Genomic DNA, 20,565 nt, shown 5'->3' with positions numbered 1-20,565 from the left:
GGCAGGAAAGCCGCCGTTCCTACTGCCGGACGTGGCAGACTTCGCAGCCGTTGGAGGCCTTTTGCTCCGCGTGACATTCCATGCAGAACTCCATGGACGTGGGCTTTTCCTGAACCAACACGTCCCGTGTGGCGACGGGGCCGTGACAGGCGGCGCATTCGATCTTGGCGTCCACGGCGTGCAGGGCGTGTGAGAACCAGACGTAGTCGGGCACCCGGTAGATCCGCACCCAGGGGATCGTCTCCCCCGCTTTCGCGGCCTTGGCCAGCTTGAGGATGTCCGGGCTGTCGCTCTTGACGGCGGTGTGGCAGACCATGCACTTGGACTCGGCCGGCAGCCCGGCCGCAAATCCCGGTTCCTCGATGGCGTGGCAGAAGGAGCACCGCATACCGGCGGCCGCATGGATTCTGTGACTGAAGGGGATGGGCTGAGGCTCCGGCGCCTTGTTGTCGGAGCGGGCCGCCCCGGACAGAACGCCCAGGACTGCAACCAGGGCCGCAATTCCCAGGCTTCGGCCCCGGGGATCCGGCTCAAGCCAGCGCAAAGGCCACGAATTCATCGCCTGAATTGGAAGCGGCCTGGCCGCCTCCGGCGGCAATGACCACATATTGCCGGCCCTCCGTCTCGTAGGTGGACGGTGTGGCGAAGCCGCCGGCGTTCAACGGGCGCTCCCAGAGCACCCGTCCGTTGCTGGAATCGTAGGCGCGGAACTTTTTGTCGAAAGATCCACCCACGAAGATCAGGCCTCCCGCAGTGGCGATGGTCCCGCCGTGCATGGGGCTCCCGGTCCCGGTGATTCCGCGGGCCTTCAGCTCCGGAATCTCTCCCGCCACCACCCGCCAAGCGAAGTCCCCCGAGTCCAGGTCGATGGCCGTCAGGTAGCCCCATGGGGGCTTGATGGCCGGGAATTTCTCCGGGTCCTGCAAAAGGGCGCGTTCCGGAAGGGCATAGTCGAAGGGCTGGTCCTCCCGGGCAGGGGCCAGCGTGATGCGGTTGGTCCATTCGCTGGTATTCACGAAGAGCCGGTTGGCCGCCGGGTCGTGGCTGCATCCGCCCCACAGGGCCCCGCCCCGGAAACCGGGATGGATGATGGTCCCCTCCAGGCTCGGCGGAGTGTACAGATCGCCGACGCGGGATCGGTCGTAGATCTCCTTGACGAAGGCGTGGGCTTCCTGAGAGATGTCGGTAATCTGGTCCGGCATGAACCCCTGCCGGCACAGGGGAGGGGGCTTCACGGGGAAGGGCTGGGTCGGCCACAGCTCCTCGCCCGGAACGTCCGAGGCGGGCATGGGCCGTTCCTCCACGGGAAAGACCGGTTTCCCCGTCTCCCGATCGAAAAAGAAGATCATCCCCATCTTGGTGGGTTGGACCACCGCCTCGAAGGTCCGCCCGCCGTGGGTCATGTCGATGAGGGCCGGCTGGCACGGAAGATCGTAGTCCCAGACGTCGTGGTGGACGGTCTGGAAGTGCCATTTCCGCTCGCCGGTGGAGGCATCGAGGGCCAGGACGCAGTTGCCGAAGAGGTTGGCCCCCTTGCGGTTGCCGCCGTAGAAGTCGAAGGCGGGCGAGCCGATGGAGGCGAAGACCCAGCCCCGGGCCGGGTCCAGGCTCATGCCGCCCCAGTTGTTGGTCCCGCCCGTGGTCTTCCACGAGTCTCCTTCCCAGGTGTCGTTTCCGAACTGGCCCGGACGGGGGGTGGTGTGGAAGATCCAGCGCCGCTTCCCGGTGGCGGCGTCGTAGCCCCGGATGTGGCCCGGCGCCTCCGGATAGGGTCCCTCCGCGCCGCCGCCTCCCGCGATGATCAGGTCCTGGTACGCCACCACCGGACTGGTCAGGTTGAAGGAGAGTCCGGTCATGTCGTGGTCGAAGTCTTCCTTCAGGTCGATGACTCCGCCCTGGCCGAATCCGGGCGTCAGCTTCCCGGTTCCGGCGTCGATGGAATAGAGCATGTCCCGGACCGGCATGAAGATACGGCGGTCGTCGGCACGCTCCGGGTTTTGCCAGTAGGTGACTCCCCGGTTGACCCCCGGGGACCCCCGTAGCGGCTTTCCGCCGTGGGGATCGAAACTCCAGAGTTTCCGGCCCGTGGCCGCATCCAGCGCGTGCACCTGGAGTGTGGCCGTGGAGATGTACATGCGGCCGTCCACCACGATGGGCGTGCACTCGATGGTGGTGGCCGGACGCTGCATGGCGTCCCCGGTCCGGTAGGTCCAGGCCACCTTCAACTCGGAGACGTTGGCCCGGTTGATCTGGTCCAGGGGCGAGTAGCGGCCGGCGCCCGCGTCTCCGCCGTAGTGCTGCCACTCCCGGGCGGCGGGGTCCGCGCGGTCTCCGGCCGGGGCGCAGGCGCTCCACGCGGCAGCCAGAGCCGAACTCGTTTTCAGAAAGTGACGGCGGTCGATAGGGCCCTTCATGCCGGACGAGCGGGTCACTTGGCGAAGGTTCGAATGAGGTTCACCAATTGCCACCGCTCCTCGTCGGAGAGCTTCTTCTGGTAGCCGGGCATGGGGTCCTTGCCGTTGGTGATCTTCCAGAAGAGCTCACCGTCGGTCACCTTGGCCATGGCTTCGACTTCGGTGAACGAAGGGGGCTTTTCCTTGAGCATGCCTGCCACCGGCCCATCCGCGCCTCCGGTCTCGCCGTGGCAGAACTTGCAGTTCTCGTCGTATTGGGTCCTGGCCGTGGCCATGGCTTCGTCAGTGGCCGCGTGGGGGTTCTTCATCTGCTTGGCCTCGTCGGGCGCCTCCCATTCGTGGGAGCCGGCGGCCAACAGGAGAAGGCAGCTACCGAACAGGCTCAGGACAAGTCGAGTCGTAAATCTTCGCATGGGTCCTTTTCTCCGCAACTTCGTGGAATGTGCCGTTGCCGGCGTGATCGCTGTTTTGCCGGCCACGCGATTGTAACACTACGGGTCTGCGCCGGGCCGCCTGCCGGGGGCCCTTGCGGTTATTCCGGCACGGTCAGGACCAGCGCCGAAGCCCGGCCGGGAGCATGGTAGACACTGTTCACAGCCGTCTTCAAGTGGGTGTGGCGCCCCAGGAACTCTCCCGTATTGGGGTTGACGTCATAGAAGGGAAAGTTGCTGCTGGAGACGTCCAGCCGGACCCGGTGCCCCTTGTGGAACCGGTTGGCCGTGTCCCAGAGGTCGACTTCCACCCGGTAGACGGTGCCGGGCTCCATAAGTTCCTCCCGTTCCCGGGATTCGCGGAATCGCATCCTGAGGATACCGTCCTCCAGATTCATGGCGTAACCCTCCGGGTAGTCGGCCGAGGGCGGATAGACGTCCATGAGCTTGGCGGTGAAGTCGGTGTCCTTGGCCGAGGAGGAGACCCAGAGCTCCACCCGCATGGGACCGGCGATCTCCAGGTCCTCCTCCAGGGGCGGCGTCTGAAAGGAGAGCACGTCGGAGCGGGAAGAGAGGGGCAGCAGGTCGGTGGCCGGGAAGTCCCCCTCCAGCGGGACCTGGTTGTGGGCGCCGCGGCGCACCAGACGCTTGCCCGAGTCGATGTTTCCGCCGATGGTGGGCACGGGGTTCCTGGGGTCGTATTCGAAGCCGCTCCGGCCCGTTTCTCGAGGCGGCTCGCGGCGGAGGCTGCCGTCGACGTGCAGGTACAGGCGCAGTTGCCGGGATTCCGCGGGGGGCCAGGTCTCGGAAGTCTTCCAGGCGCCGCCGCTCTGGAGCCTCCCTTTTTCGTTTCGCTTCGCCGATTCGGCGCCCATGACGAAGTAGCGGACCCGGGGCTTCTTGTCCAGGCCCAGGTCCTTTCCCTTGAGAAACTGGTCGAACCACCTCAACGCCTTCTTCCGGAGCGTCATCTTCGCCTCCGGACCGAAGTCCACGTCCCCGGCATAGGTCTGCTGCGTGGAGTGGGTCCAGGGCCCCACCAGGAGCCGGACGTAGCCCTGCCGTCCGGTCAAGCCCTGGAAGTTCTTCACGGTCCCGCGCTTGAAGATGTCGTACCAGCCGCCGATGTAGAAGATGGGGATGTCCGGGTACTGGGAATAACGCTCCTCGAAGTTGTAGCCGTTCTGCTGCCAGTAGTCGTCGTAGGTGGGATGCGCCCGCCAGTCGGCGTACCACTTGGCGTAGGAGGGGGTCCAGGACAACGGGGAGGTGGACTTGAGGGGCGCCGCCATGAGCCAGCTTCGCAATTGCTCGTTGGCCCGGGTCATGGCCTCCAGCGTGGGCGTGTCTTCTTCCTGGTCCGGATCGGCGGGTTTGGTCTCCTTGCCCGTCTGAGCCAGGCGGAACCCGTAGACCATGTTGTGCAGCAGGGCGAAGGCTCCACCGCGGCCCGCTCCGTCCTCGATGTAGTTGGAGGTGCCCACGTAGGCGAACATGGTCCTCAGATGGGGCGGCCTCAGGGCCGCCAGGGCGTTCTGGCAGGCGGCCGAATAGGATCCGCCGTAGGTCCCCACGTTGCCGTTGGACCAGGGTTGGGAGGCGATCCACTCCACGGCGTCGTACCCGTCCTCCCCCTCGTTGACGTAGATGTAGAATTCCCCCTCCGAGTCGTACCGGCCCCGCGTGTCCTGGATCGCCGCCGCGTAGCCGTGGGTGGTGAAGAACTCGGCGGTCGCGGCCGACCTGTGCTTCCCGTAGGGGTGCCGGACGAGGATGACGGGGAAGGGACCCGGAGGGGTGGTCTCGCCGTTGGGCAGATAGACGTCGGTAGCCAGGCGGACGCCGTCGCGCATCGGCACCATGACGTTCTTCCAGATCCGGACCTGGATCGGGCCCTTGGGGGATTCGGCGTAGGAGACGGGAGCCAATCCCAAGACTACGGCAGCCGAAGCGATCAACACCCAGATTCTTCGAGGGGGCATGGCAACTCCTCCAGTCGGTAATCCACAGCCAATCTACAGGAACCTCACAGGCGATCCACACCCGTCACGGACTCCGTGAATGCCGCGAGCCAGTTTAGTCCCGGCCGCCGGCATCTTCCACACGGTTCCGCCGCAGATCCGCCACGAGCCGTTTTGACCGGCCATGGCCGCCGTTCTATATTGTGAGCCCACTTGAAATTCCTGTAGGGAGCAAAACGAATGACGAATCCATCGCATCGGGCAGTGATCATGGGTCTGGGCTACATCGGCGGCGCGGACCAGGTTTCGGGAGACGCCTTGGGACAGTTGGTGGTGGATCTGGACGGCACCCACATCGACGCACTGGCCAACCATCCCCGCGTCGACGTGGTGGCCGGGAGCAGCCGCGACCTGGGCCGGCGGCAGCGGTTCACCGAACGGACCGGGATCGGGACCTACGCCGACTGGCGGGAGATGCTGGAGCAGGAAAAGCCCGACATCGTTGGTGTGGCGACGTATACCCCGGTCCACAAGGAGATGACGGTGGCCTGCGCCCGCCAGGGTGTGCGGGCCATCCTTTGCGAGAAACCGATTGCCAACACCGCGGCCGACGGGCACGACATGGTGGACGCCTGCGAGGCAGCCGGGTCATTGCTGGCCATCAACCACAACCGCCGGTACAACCCCAATTACCGGAGGCTGAGGGACCACATCGCCGCCGGGGGTCTGGGCGAGCTGACCTCGGTGACGGCCCAGTGGAGCAGCGGACGCCTGGGCAACGTGGGGACCCACGTCTTCGACGCCATCCGATGCGTCACCGGCCGCCGGGTGGAAGCGGTCTCGGGGACCCTGGATCTGGCCGGCAAGCCCGACTGCCGGGGACCCGCGTTTCAGGACCCGGGAGGTTGGGGAGTGATGCGGTTGGAAGGGGGACTCATGACCACGGTGGACGCCGCCGACTACGCCTGCGTCCCCATGGTGATCGGCTTCAACGGCACCGAGGGCCGGGCTACCACCGGAGGCGAGGAGGTTCGGATCGAGTACTGGGACGGCCGGAGCGAGGAGTGGCCCAGTCCCCGGGCGCAGGCCACCTCCATGGACGTGGCGGTCGTCGAGATCGTGGACTGGTTGGAGGGGACGGCGCCGTTTCCCTACCCGGCCGTGGAGGCCGTCGAGACCCTGGAAGCCATCGCCGGGTTCCACCTCTCCCACGCCCGCTCCGGAGCCTGGGTGGAGCTGCCGCTCAAGGGCGAGGACCGGAATCACGTCGTGAATAGCGGGTAGGAGGCGATTGGAGGGGCAACTTTCCTGTCGCCCATTCTTCCATGTTGCCTTGTGACTCCGCAGGCGGAAAGTGTAGAGGGGGACTCCGTCCCCCTACCCCCCCTTTTTGGCGACAGGAAAGTCGCCGGTCCCATCGGCGGTAAGAAAACCGCCGCTCCACCGGCGACAGGAAAGTCGCTCCCGGCTCCCGGCTCCTATTCGGCCTGGGCCCGGGCGATGGCCCGGCCGGTGGCTTCGATCAGGCCGTCGATGTCCTCATCGGTCATGGGCAGCGAGAGGCAGCACATCCCCAGCGTGTGACCCAGGAAGTAGCCCTCTTCCAGCAGGGCCAGGAAGGTGGGAGACACCAGCGAGCTGTCGACGGTGGTCATGTCCCGGTAGTTTCGCAATTCGCGATCGCTGAAGTAGATGCTGAAGACGGAGCCGGTGTTGACGCACTGGGCGACGATCCCCTTCCGGGCGAACATCTCGTTGAGGCCGGAGGTGAGCCGGTCCCCCAGCCGGTTCAGGTGGTCGCACGCCTGGGGCGTCAGTTCCCGGAGCATGGCCAGGCCGGCCGCCATGGCCAGGGGATGGGCGCTGAAGGTCCCGCTCTGGGAGAAGCCCGACGGCGGCTTGCTGTTGTCCAGGAGATCCATCATGTCGGCCCGGCCTCCGAACGCACCCACGGGAAAGCCGCCGCCCACGATCTTTCCGAAGCAGGTCAGGTCCGGGTCGATGCCGTAAACCGCCTGCAGTCCGCCTGGTGACGAGCGGAAGGCGACGATCTCGTCGAAGATGAGCAGGACGCCGTTCTCCCGGGTGATTCGCCGGACCGCCCGGGCGAACTCGGGCCGCGTGTGCAGGATCCCGCACCTGGGATCGAAGATCACGCAGGCCAGATCGTCCCGATTCTCCACGATGAGCCGTTCCGCCGCTTCCTCGTCGTTGTAGGGCAGGATCAGGACCTCGTCAGCCACGCTGGGGGAACTCCCGCCCGCTCCGGGGACCGAGTGGGGCGCATGGGCCGGGCCCGCCTTGTCGAGAGGCGGCGCCACGCTGACTTCCACCAGATCGTGACTGCCGTGATAGCCCCCTTCCAACTTGGCGATCTTGGTTTTCCCGGAAAATCCGCGAGCCAGCCGAATCGCGTGCAGCGTGGCTTCGGTTCCCGAGTTGACGAAGCGGATCCGGTCCACGGAGTCGACCCGGCGGCACATCTCCTCGGCGATCTCGGCTTCCGGCCCCATGGGAGCGCCCACGGCCAGGCCTCTGGACATCTGGGTCCGGACGGCCTCCATCACCCGCGGGTGGTTGTGCCCCAGCACCTGTGCCGTGTGGTGATTGGCGCAGTCCAGGTACTTGTTCCCGTCCACGTCCCAAAGATGGCAGCCCTCTCCCCGATCCATGGACAGAGGATAGGGACGGTAGTAGTAAGCCCCTTTGGCCGGACCCGCCGTGAACGAGGTTCCCGCCTCGTACATCTCCCGCGACCGGGCTGTCCGGGCACGAAAACTCTCCGCAATCGAGGCAACGCTCTGAGTCATGAATCTCTCCTCACCCAATTTTTCAAAAAATCCGGAATCACAAATCCGCGAAAGGATAACCCGGTCCCAAGGGAGATGTCGAACGTAGCGGCGTCAGTCTCTTCCCGAGTCCCGGCAGCCCTTCTCTTCGTCCACGTACCGGAGCATCCAGAGGCCGGCGGCGAAAAAGAGGAGCATGGTCGACATGCCCACCCTCTGGGAATTGAACTGGCTGGTCAACACGCCCACCAGCAGGGGGCCCAGGAAGGCGGTCGCCTTGCCCGAGAAGGCGAAGAGGCCGAAGAACTCGTTCTCCTTGTCCCGCGGAACGAACCGGCCCAGGAGCGAACGGCTGGCGGACTGGTTGGGACCGGAGCAGATGCCGACCAGGATGCAGGCGGCCCAGAACATGGGGCGGCTGGTGGTCAGGATGGCGACGATGGCCGCGATGATGAGACCCCAGAGGCTGATCTGGATGGTCCGCTTCCCGCCGACCCGGTCGTCCAGGTGGCCCAGGAAGAACGCGCCGACGCCGGCCGCCACGTTCAGGGCGAGCCCGAAGATCATCAGTTCCGAGAAGGTGAAGCCGAAGGTCCCGGTGGCGTAGATGCCGCCGAAGGCGAAGATGGTGACCAGGCCGTCGTTGTAGAGCAGCCGGGCCAGGAGGAGCTTGGAGATCTCCCGGTAGCGGCGCACGTCGCGGAAGGCGACCGCCAGGTGGCGGAAAGAAGACAACAACATCCGGGACGACAGCGGCGCTCGGGGCTGGGTCTCCCGCACCCAGAGGATCAGGGGAAGCGTAAAGACGACGAGCCAGGCGGCGACCAGAAGGTTGGTGGCTCGGATATGGGCTCCGGCCTCCCGACTGAATCCGAACCAGGGAACCTCCGCATCCACGAACCCCACGAAGGCCACGGCCATGGCGGCCAGTCCGCCGACGTAACCCAGGGACCACCCATAGCCGGAGATGCGTCCGATGCGATCCCGGGAAGCGATATCCGGCAGGAGAGCGTTGTAGAAGACCAGGGACATCTCGAAGGCGATGTTGGCCAGCGTGAACCAGAGCAGGGCCTCGAAGACCTGACCCGGAACGGGCAGGTAGAGGAGGGCCGTGAAGAGGGCGCAGGCGGCGGTCCACAGCAACAGGAAGAACTTGCGGTAGCCGCCCCGGTCGGCGACGACTCCCAGGATCGGCGACAGCAGGGCCACGGCCAGGGCGGTGACGGTGACGGCCCGCGACCAGGACAACGTCCCCGAGATGGTGTCGGGAGCGATGGCCTGAGTGAAGTAGGACGCGTAGATGAAGGTCACCACCAGCGTGGTGAAGGGGGAATTGGCGAAGTCGAAAAGGCACCAGGAAGCGACGGCCCGGCGAGACGCGGGCAAATTGCCTGAACCTGGATTCAACATCTGCCGCTATCCTACTTGAGAATCGATAGGAGCGGGGTTTTTAACCCCCGATTCCGGGGGGTTTAGGGGGCGGATCCCTCCTTTACGCTTTCCTCCAGTGACGCCGAAGAATGGGGGAGACGAACAGTCCCCCCTCCAATCGTTGCCTGAATTACCCGCTCTTGGCTAAGATGGCTCCCAGCCGTCGGGCAACGGTCATTACGACATCCGACCGGGGATGGTCGCGGGGAATCATGCCAAAACTTCGGTCCGGGACTTGTTTCTTGGCTTGGTGTCTGACGGTTGTCCTCCCTGCAATGGCGGCCGCGGCGACCGCCCCCGCCGACATCGACTTCAACCGCGACATCCGGCCCATCCTCTCCGAGAAATGCTTCACCTGCCACGGACCCGACGCTGGCCAGCGCCAGGCCTCGTTGCGCCTGGACACCGCTGACGGCATCGCCGCCGAGCGGAACGGGAATGGCTCCGTTGTGGTTCCCGGAAGCGCCCGCCAGAGTCTCCTCTATCAAAGGATCGCCAGCCCCGATCCCGCCTCCCGTATGCCCCCGGGCTATCTGGGCCATGAGCCCTTGAGCGACCTCCAGATCCGCCAGGTCGAGAGCTGGATCGACCAGGGCGCGTCCTGGCAGCCGCACTGGGCCTTCCTCCCGGTCCGCAAGCCGGACCCGCCGGCAGTCCAAGAGCGCGGCTGGCTCCGCAACGGACTGGACGCCTTCGTCCTGCAACGTCTCGAGGAGAACGATCTTGCACCCTCGCCCGAGGCCGCACCGGAGACGCTGGTCCGCCGCGTGACCCTGGACCTGACGGGTCTGCCTCCCACGCCCCGGGACCTGGACCGTTTCCTGCGGGACCCGTCGCCGGACGCCTACGAGAAGCTGGTGGACCGGTTGCTCGGCTCCACCCGGTACGGAGAGCACATGGCGGTCCGCTGGCTGGAAGCGGCCCGCTACGCCGACACCAACGGCTACCAGAGCGACGGCATCCGCCACATGTGGCGCTGGCGCGACTGGGTCATCGACGCCTTCAACCGGAACCTCGGTTTCCATCAGTTCACCATCGAGCAATTGGCGGGAGATCTGCTGGAGGGAGCGACGCAGGATCAGATCGTCGCCACCGGATTCAACCGGAACCACCGGACCAGCGCCGAGGGGGGCTCCATCGACGAGGAGCTGCGGGTCGAATACGTGGCCGACCGGGTGGAGACCACCTCCACGGTCTGGATGGGACTGACGGTGGGGTGCGCCCGCTGTCACGACCACAAATACGACCCCATCAGCCAGCAGGAGTACTACCGGTTCTTCTCCTTCTTCAACAACGTCCCCGAGCGGGGCTTCGTCTACAACTACGGCAACGAGGATCCGGTGATCAAAGCGCCGACGCCGTCGCAGGAGGCCCGCCTCATGGAGCTGGACGCCGAGGTCCGGGAGGCCCAGCTCCGCCTTGATGAGCTGGACGGCCAACGAAGAAAGGCGCAGCGCGACTGGGAAACGGAGTTCGCCAAGACGGGACGGGTCGGGGACTGGACTCTGGATCGAGGCCTGTTGGTGCATTTCCCCCTGGACGGCGACTGGTCCGAGACCACGGGGAATCTGAAGCGGGTGTGGAAGGAGGAAGCCGAGAAGAAAGAGAAAGAGAAGGAGCAGGCGCAAGAGGAGCCGGCCAAGGCGGAAGCTCCCCCGCCCGAGCCGCCCTTCGTGGACGGCGGTCCGGAGCCGGGACTGGAATTCGTGCCGGGACGAATGGGGCAGGCGGGGCGCTTCGACGGCCGTTTCGTCAACGGCGGTCCCGTCGCCAGCTTCGACTACATGGAACCGTTCACCCTCTCGGCCTGGTTTTATCCCCGGTCCGGCGAGGGGGCCATCGTCTCCAGCGTCGTGGACCGATTCCGGGGACGCGGTTACGGCCTGTACCTGCGGGAAGGGAAGCTGCGATTCAACTTCACCTACCGCTGGTCGGACCTGGGCGCGCGTCTGGAGACGGAGCAGGTGCTGGATCTGAACCGCTGGCACCACGTGGTCTTGAGCTATGACGGCAAGCGCAACGCCAGCGGGTTCCGGCTCCACCTGAACGGCGTCCTTCAGAAGCCGGTGGTGTTGTTCGACTACCTGCTCAACCCCATGGGCCCGAAACGGGACTTCCGGATCGGGGTCGGCGAGGGTCCCGACGACCGTTTCGACGGGTTCATCGACGAGGTCCGGGTCTACGGCCGGGCGCTCTCGGACCGGGAGGCGAAGGTGATCGGGCTCCTGGATCCGGTCTCGGAGATCGCGGCAATCGCCCCTTCGGATCGCAGTAGTGTCCAGCAGGCCAAGTTGGACCTCTGTTTCCTGGAGGGCGGCCACGCACCGGAGGCCGTTCTACAGGCGGTCCAGGAATTGCGGGAGGCCCGGCAGCAGCGCCAGGACCACTACGACTCCCTTCCCACCGTCATGGTCATGAAGGAGCGGATCCGCAGGCGGCAGTCCTACGTGCTGGACCGGGGCGCGTACGACGCCCGCACCGATCCCGTGGAGCCGGGGGTCCCGGCGGCCATGGATACGAAACCGGGAGCGTCCGTCGCGGACCGCCTGGAGCTGGCGCGGTGGCTCGTGGACCGGTCCAACCCCTTGACGGCCCGGGTGACGGTGAACCGGCTCTGGCAGATGCTGTTCGGAGCCGGTCTGGTGCGGACTCCCGAGGACTTCGGCTCCCAGGGCGACCAGCCCACCCATCCCCGATTGCTGGACTGGCTGGCCGCGGAGTTCATGGAGAACGGCTGGGACGTCAAGGCGCTGCTCAGAACCGTCGTGACCAGCGCCACCTACCGCCAGTCCTCCCGTCAGTCGCCGGAGCTGTCCCGGAGGGATCCGGAGAACCGGCTGCTGGCCCGGGCGCCCCGGCTTCGCCTGCCGGCCCAGGTGATCCGCGACCAGGCTCTGGCCGTTTCCGGCCTGCTTGCCGAGAAGCTGGGCGGACCTTCGGTCAAGCCCTACCAGCCCCCGGGACTGTGGCAGGAGCTGACCTTCAAAAAGGGGGGCTACGAAGCGGACCAGGGTGAGGGCCTCTATCGCAGGAGCCTCTATACCTTCTGGAGGCGGACCATCGCGCCGCCGGCCATGGTGACGTTCGACGCCTCCACCCGCGAAGCCTGCGTCGTGCGCAACGACCGGACCAACACGCCGCTGCAGGCCCTGAACCTGATGAACGACGAGACCTACCTGGAGGCCTCCCGCCGGTTGGCGGAGCGCATGCTGGAGGAAGGCGGCTCAACGCCCCTGGCGCGTGTCGCCTACGGTTTCCGCCTGGTCACCGCCCGCTGGCCCCGGACATCGGAGCAGACCGCGCTTGTCGAGGCTCTGGTGCGGTTCGAAGAGGACTTCAGGTCCCGGCCCCAAGAGGCGTTGGACTACCTCTCGGCAGGTGCGTCGGCCCCCAATGAGAATCTGGACGCGCAAGAATTGGCTTCCTATGCCGGTCTCGCCAGCGTTATCCTGAATCTGGACGAGGCCATTACCAAGGAGTGACGTGGACATGGATCCCTGGAACCGATATCGACTGATGCAGACCCGGCGCCACTTCTTCGGCGCCACGGCCGCCGGAATCGGGACCGCCGCCCTGGGCTCCCTGCTCCAGCAGGACCTTCAGGCGGGCCGCACCGCCGCGGACGGGACCACCCCCGCCGTTTCCCCCAGAATCCCGTCCCTGCCCCACTTCGCTCCCACGGCCAAGCGGGTGATCTGGCTGTTCCAGTCGGGAGGGCCCTCCCAGATGGACCTGTTCGACTACAAGCCGGCCCTGGCCCGGCGCCGGGGCGAGGAGCTGCCCGAGTCCATCCGCCAGGGCCAGCGCCTCACCAGCATGACCTCCGAGCAGGGCAGTTTTCCCGTGGCGCCTTCCATCTACGAGTTCGCCCGACACGGCCAATCGGGCGCCTGGATCAGCGAGCTCCTGCCCCGGACCGCAGAGATCGCCGACGACCTCTGCTTCATCCGGTCCATGCATACGGAGGCCATCAATCACGATCCGGCCGTCACGTTTCTCCTGACCGGCGCCCAGATCGCCGGGCGGCCCAGTCTGGGGGCGTGGCTGGCCTACGGCTTGGGGAACGAGAACAGCAACCTGCCGGCCTTCGTGGTCATGGTCACCCAAGGGACCGGCGGGCAGCCACTCTACGACCGCCTCTGGGGCAGCGGCTTCCTGCCCAGCCGCTACCAGGGAGTCAAGTTCCGTTCCGTCGGGGACCCGGTCCTCTACCTCTCCGATCCCAAGGGCTTCGGACGGGAGAGCCGCCGGCATTTTCTGGATGCCCTGAACCGCTTGAACCGGATCAAGCTGGAGGAGTCGGGCGACCCCGAGATCTCGGCCCGGATCTCCCAATACGAAATGGCCTTCCGCATGCAGACCTCCGTGCCCGAGTTCACCGACCTTTCGGCTGAGCCGGATCACATCTTCCAGCTCTATGGCGAGGACGCCCGGGAGCCGGGGACCTTCGCCTCCAACTGCCTGCTGGCCCGTCGCCTGGCCGAGCGGGGAGTGCGCTTCATCCAGGTCTTCCACCGGGGCTGGGATCAGCATGGCAAGCTGCCCACCGCCCTCCCCCGGCAGTGCAAGGCCACCGACCGGGCCTCGGCCGCGCTGGTGCAGGACCTGAAGCAGCGGGGCATGCTGGAGGACACGCTGGTGGTCTGGGGAGGCGAGTTCGGGCGCACCGTCTACTGCCAGGGACCGCTGACCGAAACCGACTACGGCCGCGACCACCACCCCCGGTGCTTCACCATCTGGATGACCGGCGGCGGCGTTCGTCCGGGCGTCGTCCTGGGCGAGACCGACGAGTTCTCGTACAACATCACGAAGGACCCGGTCCACGTCCACGACCTGCAGGCCACCCTCCTCCACTGCCTGGGCATCGACCACACCCGGCTGACCTACAAGTACCAGGGACGCCACTTCCGCCTCACCGACGTGCACGGCGAAGTGATCGACCGGGTCCTGGCCTGACCGTCCAAGGGATGGACGCTCCCGAAGGAATCTGAGGAATCCGACATGGTTCGACCGATTGCGTCCCAGACCGACGCCAGCGGCCGCCCCTCAACCGGCCGGCCGGTGATCTACGGCACGCAGGGAGTGATCTCCAGCGGTCACTACCTGACCTCCATGGCCGGGATGGGCATGCTGCTGGGGGGCGGCAACGCCTTCGACGCCCTGGTGGCGGCCGGTTTTGCGGCCGCCGTGACGGAACCGATCGCGTCGTACTCGCTGGCGGCCGAGTCGGTCTTCATGCTCTACGACGCCGAGAGCGGCGACCTCCTGTCACTGAGCGGCCAGGGTACGGCGCCCCGGCAGGCAACGTTGGAGTTCTACCGGAACCAGGGGCTGAAGGAGATCCCCACCGGTCCCGGACCTCTGGCTCATCTCTCCTTCACGGTTCCGGGGGCTGTGGACGGATATCTGTCGCTCCTGGAACGCTACGGGAACCTCCCGCTTTCCCAGGTCCTGGAGCCGGCCATTCACCTGGCTCAGGCCGGGTTTCCTCATTACGAGTACATGATCGACGCTCTCGACAACGAGGCCACCCGGGACCAGTTCAACCACTACCCGCCCGGCGGCAACGAGATCTTCTTCCAGGACGGGAAGCTTCCCCGGCCAGGGTCGATCCTGGTTCAACCCGGTCTGGCGCGAACATTGCGGCGGCTGGCCGCCGGCGACGCGGGGGGATCAAGGGATCGGATCGAGGGGATCCGGGCCGCCCGGCGAGACTTCTACCAGGGAGGCCTCGCACGCACCCTGGTGGAATGCGCCCGCAGTGTCGGGGGGATTCTCAGCGCCGAGGACCTGGCGGGCTACCGGGCCCGGTTCGAGGAGCCGGCGCGCACCCGTTACCGCGGCTACGAGATCTGCTGCCAGAGGACCTGGTCCCAGGCCCCGGTTCTGCTGCAGACCCTGAACCTGTTGGAACACTTCGACCTCCGGGCCATGGGCCACAACTCCCCGGCGTACGTCCACACCGTGGTGGAGGCTCTGAAGCTGGCCATCGCCGACCGGGAAGCGTTCTACGGCGACCCCGATTTCGCCCGGGTCCCCCTTGACGGACTGCTCTCCAAGGAATACGCGGACGAGCGGGTCCGGCACATCGACCCCGGCAAAGCGCATCCCGACACACCGCCGCCCGGCAATCCCTGGAAACACTCCCGGGAACCCCTGGAACGTCCCGCTCCGGAGGCTCCGCCACCGTCCGACCTCCCGGGTCCCACCTACGCGGATCAGGGGACGACCCACATCGCCGTGGTGGACCATCACGGCAACCTGGTGTGCGCCACACCCAGCGGCGCGTCCTTCGCCAAGGCGGTCTTCTTCCCCGAGATCGGCTGCGCCCTGAGCACCCGCAGCGAGATGTTCTTCCTGAAGCCGGATCACCCCAATGGCCTGGAGCCGGGGAAGCGGCCGCGGACCACGCTGGTGGGCTACCTGGTGGTGAAGGACGGGCAACCGGTCATGACCGTGGGCTGCCCCGGCGGCGACCAGCAAGCCCAGGCCAACCTCCAGTTGCTGCTCAACGTGCTGGTCTTCGGAATGAACATCCAGGAAGCCATCGAGGCCCCCCGCTTCGGGAGCGACAGCTTCCGGAACTCCTTCTACCCCCACGTCTACTTCCCGGGGCAGCTCTCCCTGGAGGAGGCCTTCCCCGAGTCGACCGGGCGGGAGCTGGGAAAACTGGGCCACAAGGTGGTGCCGGCCCTGGTCTGCGGCATGGGAGCCACCATCACCTGGCGCGATCCGTCCACCGGGACCCTGGCCACCGGCGCCGATCCCCGCCGCTCCTGCTACGCCTTGGGTTGGTGATGGGAGCGGCGGTTGTCCTACCGCCGATTCTTCGTTGCGCCGAAGGCCGGGAAACCCCCTCTCTTCCATTCATATTTACTGTCTGTAGCAAATTTCTATCTATCCATAGTAAAAATGGCGTCCAATTCCATTATGGATCGCGAGAGGCCTACATCCTTCTCCCAGGAAGAGCGGGTTCGTGCTCGGCAGTGGTTCGGGACGGACTTGATTTCAAAGATCCGTTCGAGAGGATGTAGTCATGAAGAAGCCCGCCAGCGAGCAAGCCGCCAAGGGACATGGCAGGAGTATCGAGCACTTGGCGGACGGAGCCGTCGACGAAGGCCGCTACGAAAAGGGGAAGAGACACGGGAAATGGGTGCTGCGGAGTGCCAACGGGGATATTGAAGAAGGCCCATATGTGGAGGGAAAACGGCACGGGCAGTGGGTTGAACGCTATGCGAGCGGAGAGGTCCACGAAGGCCCCTACGTAGACGGACAGCCGCACGGACCGTGGGTGCTGCGCTTAACCGACGGCACCGTCGGCCATGGCACTTATGTGGAAGGGATCGAGCCTGGACAGTGGGTTTTTCGCGCCGCGGACGGCGCTGTTTTCACAGGTCCCATAGTAGAGGGCAAACAGCACGGACAGTGGGTGCTGCGTCATGCGAATGGGGATGTCGAAGAAGGTCCTTTCGTAGAGGGGAAGCCGCACGGACACTGGGTGCTGCGCCATGCGAATGGGGAAGTCCACCAAGGCCCCATGGTGGAGGGGGAGCAGCATGGACGGTGGGTTGTGCGTTTTGCGAACGGGGATATCCACGAAGGTCCCGTTGTGGAGGGGATGCCCCACGGACAGTGGGTTATTCGTCCGGCGGACGGGTCCGTCCACAAAGCTCCCATGGTGCAGGGGGAACTGCACGGACAGTGGATTGCCCGCCATAAGGACGGGGACGTCTTCAAGGTCCGCTTCGAGGAGGGAAGGCAGCGCGGAGACCCGGTTCCTCAGGGCGGGGATAAGGCCGGCGCCAAGTTCATCAACTGGGCGGCGGAGAAACCCTTCACCTTCGGTTTGGCCTTAGCGGCAATTTTGAAACTTGGGCCGCCTGTATTGGCTGTCATCCTCTTTTTGGTCCTCGCTTTCCTGCTGAGTGTGTGCTCCTGATGAGGGGCTTTATCTCTTACCGGATTAGGTTCCGCACGTGAAGCGAGGTGCGGCGATGCCGAGAAGAATTGCCATTGTCGGCGCCGGAGTCTCGGGGCTCGGGACGGCCTGGGCGCTGCATCAACACCCCGATCGATTCGATTTCCGGGTGTTCGAAGCACAGACTTCTGTCGGCGGCAATGCCGTCACCGTCGACATGCCGCAAACCGATGGCACCACGATTCCGTTCGATATCTCCGTGACCGCGTGCATACCCTCGGTCTACCCCCATCTTCTCCTCTTCCTGCGGCAGCAAGGTATCGACCTGGTCGACACCAGGTTCAGCTACAGCGTGAAGTATCGCGGCGGCGTCTACGCCCACGACTTCGACTCCGACATCCGGAGAGAGTTGCATCCGGAAATCAAGAAGTTCCAGAGACTCCTGAGGCGCCTCAAGTGGTTCGGCCGGCTCACCCGGTCCCGGTCGAGGCTGCTCAATGCGCTCAACCCGTTCAACTACGTCAGCATGGGCGCGGTGCTCAACCTGGGCGGGTTTTCCGGAGGTTTCCGCTACAAGGTCCTGAAGCCGATGTTCGTCAACTTCCTGATGGCCACCAACGTGTTCGACATGCCGGCATCCCTGTTTTGCCGGTATCTGGAGTTCTTCGACATTGAAACCGCAACGCCCATGCGGACCTGGGACCAGGGCACCCGGCGCATCTACGAAGCAATGTCGGCGGGCTTTCGGGACAAGATCTATCTCGACCGGCCGGTTCGAAAAGTGTACCGGCGTTCATCCGAAGTCGTGGTAGAGGACGAACAAGGAAGGACTGAGACGTTTGATGAGGTGGTGTTTGCCTGCAATGCGAATCAGACGTTGATGATGCTGGACGAACCGACCTTCGTGGAGAGCTATCTCCTCTCTTCGATTCGTTACGAGAGTGAGCTGCACAGCCATACGGTCGTTCATTCAGACGCTTCCGTTCTTCCGGACAACGAGGTCAAGCCGCTCGCCACCCGGAGCAACCACATCGAGCAGTACGGCGCGAGACCCGACAACTACGAAATCACCTACATCATGCACAATCAGCAGCCGTGGGCGAACCGGTCGGACCGGCCGTGCCTGGTGACCTACAATCCCATCAGCCGTATCGACGAGGGCAAGATCCTCAAGAAGTGGTGGTTTCAGCACATCGTTCACGATGTGCATCACGTGGCCTTCCTGATCCATCTGTTCCGGTTTGTTCAGGGCAAGAGGCGAACCTGGCACTGCGGCGCCCACACGTTGATCAACAGTCAGGAGACCTGCTTCGTATCCGGCCTGGTTACGGCGAGACAGATGGGAGCGGACTACCCGTTTCAGGACGCCGAAGCCAGGAAATGGTTCAACTTCTACGGCCGGACCATGTACGGCTGGCGCTTCAAAAGGGACTTGCGTAGCTGAGTGCCCAGGGCTACGTTGAGGGGGATGAAGCCTCTCTCAATCGTCCAACTCCTCGAACTCGTCCCGGATGATGCCGCCGCAGAAAGGCTCTTTGCCAAGAGCCGCTGGCCGGACGGTCCGGTCTGTCCCCATTGCGACTCCAAGAACGTCCAGACCGGCGCGAAACATCCCTCCCAGCCCTACCGTTGCCGAACGTGCCGCAAGCGGTTCAGCGTCAAGACAGGCACGATGATGGCCGAATCCAAGCTCGGCTATCGAGTCTGGGTTATGGCTTGGCACCTCATCCTAAATCACCCCAAGGGCGTCTCCTCTCTCCAACTCGCCAAGGATCTCGGGATCAGTCGCAAGACCGCCTGGTTCCTGGGTCATCGCATCCGGGAGACGTTCAGCGAGTCACCAGAGGCCATGACGGGGACCGTGGAAGTGGATGAGACCTACATCGGCGGCCTGGAGAAGAACAAACACTGGAGGAAGAAACAGAAGAAAGGCCGCGGCACCGTCGGGAAGTTCCCGGTCCTCGGTGTCCGAGAGCGGGAGACAGGACGGTTTGCGGCCAAAGTCTCGCTGAACACCACCAAGACGGCGCTGGAGGGATTCATCGGGCGCCGAGTGGCGCGCCGGTCCCTGGTTTACACGGACGACCACGGCAGTTACAGTGGGCTGGTGGAACGCTACGATCACGGCATCATCCGCCACAGCCGGAAAGAGTACGTCCGTGGGGATTGCCACACCAACGGGATTGAGAGCCTGTGGGCCACGTTCAAGCGGGCCTACAAGGGCACCTATCACTGGATGAGCTTGAAGCACCTCCAACGCTACGTGGACGAATGCACGGGCCGGCTGAATCTGCGGGGCCTCGGCACCCTGGAGCAGCTCGCGGCGATGGTCCAGGCGATGGAGGGGAAACGGCTCACGTTTCGGGAACTGGTGGACAATGGCTAATTCACAGGTCCGAGAGCAAGAAGTCTTTTCAATCCCTGAGCTCCATGAGCAGTCAAGTCCAATCCGAGTTGCGTCGCATCGTCCGGACTCAGAGAAAACTGGACATAGGTGGGATTCCGGCCTTCAGCATCCTTCACAAGCTCAATGCACACTAGTACTGCAACAGGATCCGAATCGGAACTCTGAGCCACCTCGTAGCGAGACGCGCCGTCTGCATCGATCTTTCCATCTGCTTCGATCCTGAATAGTCCGTTATTTCGCCTCATCTGATTACCAATCCTCCTCGCCTTCGACGGGGACGCCGTTCTGCAACAGTTGATAGTCCTTCACCACGGAGTCCGCAGGGTATGGGAACACCGCGCCCCGTACGTACTGAACTGATCCTGGTCTAACCTTGATCCTACCCAGGGGGTAGGTGTTCGCAATTTCAAATTCTTCCCCATCGAGAAACGAAATTTCCGGTTCATCCCAGTTCCAGTCGATGGTTTGATCCGTCGGGTTCCGGAAGCGCAATGTCCAGGTGACGCGGTTAGAGCTCCAACTGATCGTCTGTTTGAACTTGACCGCCCAACGGAGGCCATCGGATTGATCTTCATCCGTGTCCGTGGCGGCCTCCTCCCGGCAAGTAATTGTGACGGTGACGGTTTCTCCCGGATCGAGAACAAGATCGACATTCTCCTCTTGCGCATGAATCGAGGTTGTCAGCAGGAATAGGAACAGGATCGATCTATGAAGCATGGAATCCTCCAAGAAAAAGGCCCTGGGTCAGGCGTGAAGCACTGGCGGGGATGGAGTAGACTCCTCCCAGGCTGTGCCTTGCCTTTACCCAGGGCACAGATTAGAGGGCTTTGAGTGCGTCAACACTCTCCGCTCTCGAACATTGGAGGGGGCCGTGGCCTTCACGGGAGCGGCCTGCCTCCAAGATGCTCGGAGTCTAACACGGGAGATTGACAGGGGTAAGGATGGATGGATATTCTCCCCTTGAGCATGTCCAACTCAAGGAGCAACACGCATGAACCCAAAAGCCGACCAGGGAAAGCCCCGCCGTGAATTGGTCCGATCGAGCTACCAACCCACCGAATCAGAACTGAAAGAGCCGATCTCCCTCCCCCCCGGCACGACGCTGGACCAGTTTGTTACGAAGCTGGTTGAGCCTGTGGATATTCTGTGGACTGATAAACCCCGCCGCAGCCGGTAGGCGAAACTTCGCCTGGGCACTCAGCTACGCAAGTCCC

15 protein-coding genes are annotated in these 20,565 nt (G+C 64.6%); 8 read left to right on the top strand and 7 right to left on the bottom strand.

Annotation, left to right across the window (positions count from 1 at the left end):
- Nucleotides 1-19: 19 nt before the first annotated feature.
- From OXT71_22995 to OXT71_22980, 4 genes are all read right to left on the bottom strand, one after another.
- Nucleotides 20-559, bottom strand: a complete 540-nt coding sequence (locus OXT71_22995; GenBank protein ID MDE2929267.1) for a cytochrome c3 family protein — start codon at nt 557-559, stop codon at nt 20-22.
- Nucleotides 531-2,432: a pyrroloquinoline quinone-dependent dehydrogenase gene (locus OXT71_22990; GenBank protein MDE2929266.1), complete on the bottom strand. Its 1,902-nt coding sequence runs from the start codon at nt 2,430-2,432 to the stop codon at nt 531-533. Before OXT71_22990 ends, OXT71_22995 begins: the two co-directional genes overlap by 29 nt.
- Nucleotides 2,429-2,827: a cytochrome c gene (locus OXT71_22985; GenBank protein MDE2929265.1), complete on the bottom strand. Its 399-nt coding sequence runs from the start codon at nt 2,825-2,827 to the stop codon at nt 2,429-2,431. The genes OXT71_22990 and OXT71_22985 overlap by 4 nt, the downstream gene beginning before the upstream one ends.
- 119 nt (nt 2,828-2,946) lie before the next feature.
- Complete coding sequence (locus OXT71_22980) at nt 2,947-4,827, bottom strand: CocE/NonD family hydrolase (GenBank protein MDE2929264.1); 1,881 nt, start codon at nt 4,825-4,827, stop codon at nt 2,947-2,949.
- Nucleotides 4,828-5,046: 219 nt separating this feature from the next.
- Here OXT71_22980 and OXT71_22975 point away from each other — a divergent pair, with 219 nt between their 5' ends.
- Complete coding sequence (locus tag OXT71_22975; protein MDE2929263.1) at nt 5,047-6,090, top strand: Gfo/Idh/MocA family oxidoreductase; 1,044 nt, start codon at nt 5,047-5,049, stop codon at nt 6,088-6,090.
- 194 nt (nt 6,091-6,284) lie between these two features.
- Here the strand turns inward: OXT71_22975 and OXT71_22970 are convergent, their stop codons facing one another.
- Entirely contained in the window at nt 6,285-7,616 is a 1,332-nt protein-coding gene (locus OXT71_22970; protein ID MDE2929262.1) for an aspartate aminotransferase family protein, read from the bottom strand.
- 93 nt (nt 7,617-7,709) lie between these two features.
- Complete coding sequence (locus tag OXT71_22965) at nt 7,710-9,005, bottom strand: MFS transporter (GenBank protein ID MDE2929261.1); 1,296 nt, start codon at nt 9,003-9,005, stop codon at nt 7,710-7,712.
- Between the two features lie 263 nt (nt 9,006-9,268).
- Between OXT71_22965 and OXT71_22960 the strand changes: the two genes are divergently transcribed.
- The 6 genes from OXT71_22960 to OXT71_22935 all read left to right on the top strand — a co-directional run bounded on the left by OXT71_22960 (nt 9,269) and on the right by OXT71_22935 (nt 19,330).
- Nucleotides 9,269-12,508, top strand: a complete 3,240-nt coding sequence (locus tag OXT71_22960; GenBank protein MDE2929260.1) for a DUF1553 domain-containing protein — start codon at nt 9,269-9,271, stop codon at nt 12,506-12,508.
- Between the two features lie 7 nt (nt 12,509-12,515).
- Nucleotides 12,516-13,982, top strand: coding sequence for a DUF1501 domain-containing protein (locus OXT71_22955; protein ID MDE2929259.1), 1,467 nt, complete (start codon nt 12,516-12,518; stop codon nt 13,980-13,982).
- Between the two features lie 45 nt (nt 13,983-14,027).
- Complete coding sequence (locus tag OXT71_22950) at nt 14,028-15,824, top strand: gamma-glutamyltransferase family protein (GenBank protein MDE2929258.1); 1,797 nt, start codon at nt 14,028-14,030, stop codon at nt 15,822-15,824.
- Nucleotides 15,825-16,062: 238 nt separating this feature from the next.
- Nucleotides 16,063-16,965, top strand: coding sequence for a hypothetical protein (locus OXT71_22945; protein ID MDE2929257.1), 903 nt, complete (start codon nt 16,063-16,065; stop codon nt 16,963-16,965).
- A 55-nt stretch (nt 16,966-17,020) separates the two neighbouring features.
- Nucleotides 17,021-18,388 carry an FAD-dependent oxidoreductase gene (locus tag OXT71_22940; protein MDE2929256.1) on the top strand — a complete coding sequence of 456 codons (1,368 nt, stop codon included), beginning with the start codon at nt 17,021-17,023 and terminating at the stop codon, nt 18,386-18,388.
- Nucleotides 18,389-18,412: 24 nt separating this feature from the next.
- Nucleotides 18,413-19,330 (top strand): IS1595 family transposase, encoded by a 918-nt coding sequence (locus OXT71_22935; GenBank protein ID MDE2929255.1) that lies wholly within the window; start codon nt 18,413-18,415, stop codon nt 19,328-19,330.
- Between the two features lie 270 nt (nt 19,331-19,600).
- Here OXT71_22935 and OXT71_22930 read toward each other — a convergent pair whose 3' ends face one another.
- Nucleotides 19,601-20,068: a hypothetical protein gene (locus OXT71_22930; GenBank protein ID MDE2929254.1), complete on the bottom strand. Its 468-nt coding sequence runs from the start codon at nt 20,066-20,068 to the stop codon at nt 19,601-19,603.
- A 274-nt stretch (nt 20,069-20,342) separates the two neighbouring features.
- Between OXT71_22930 and OXT71_22925 the strand changes: the two genes are divergently transcribed.
- Nucleotides 20,343-20,528: a hypothetical protein gene (locus OXT71_22925; GenBank protein ID MDE2929253.1), complete on the top strand. Its 186-nt coding sequence runs from the start codon at nt 20,343-20,345 to the stop codon at nt 20,526-20,528.
- The last annotated feature ends 37 nt before the right edge of the window (nt 20,529-20,565 follow it).

Source organism: Acidobacteriota bacterium (genome assembly GCA_028874215.1).
Taxonomy (GTDB): Bacteria; Acidobacteriota; UBA6911; order RPQK01; family JAJDTT01; genus JAJDTT01.
This window is presented reverse-complemented; position numbering and strand designations above follow the sequence as displayed.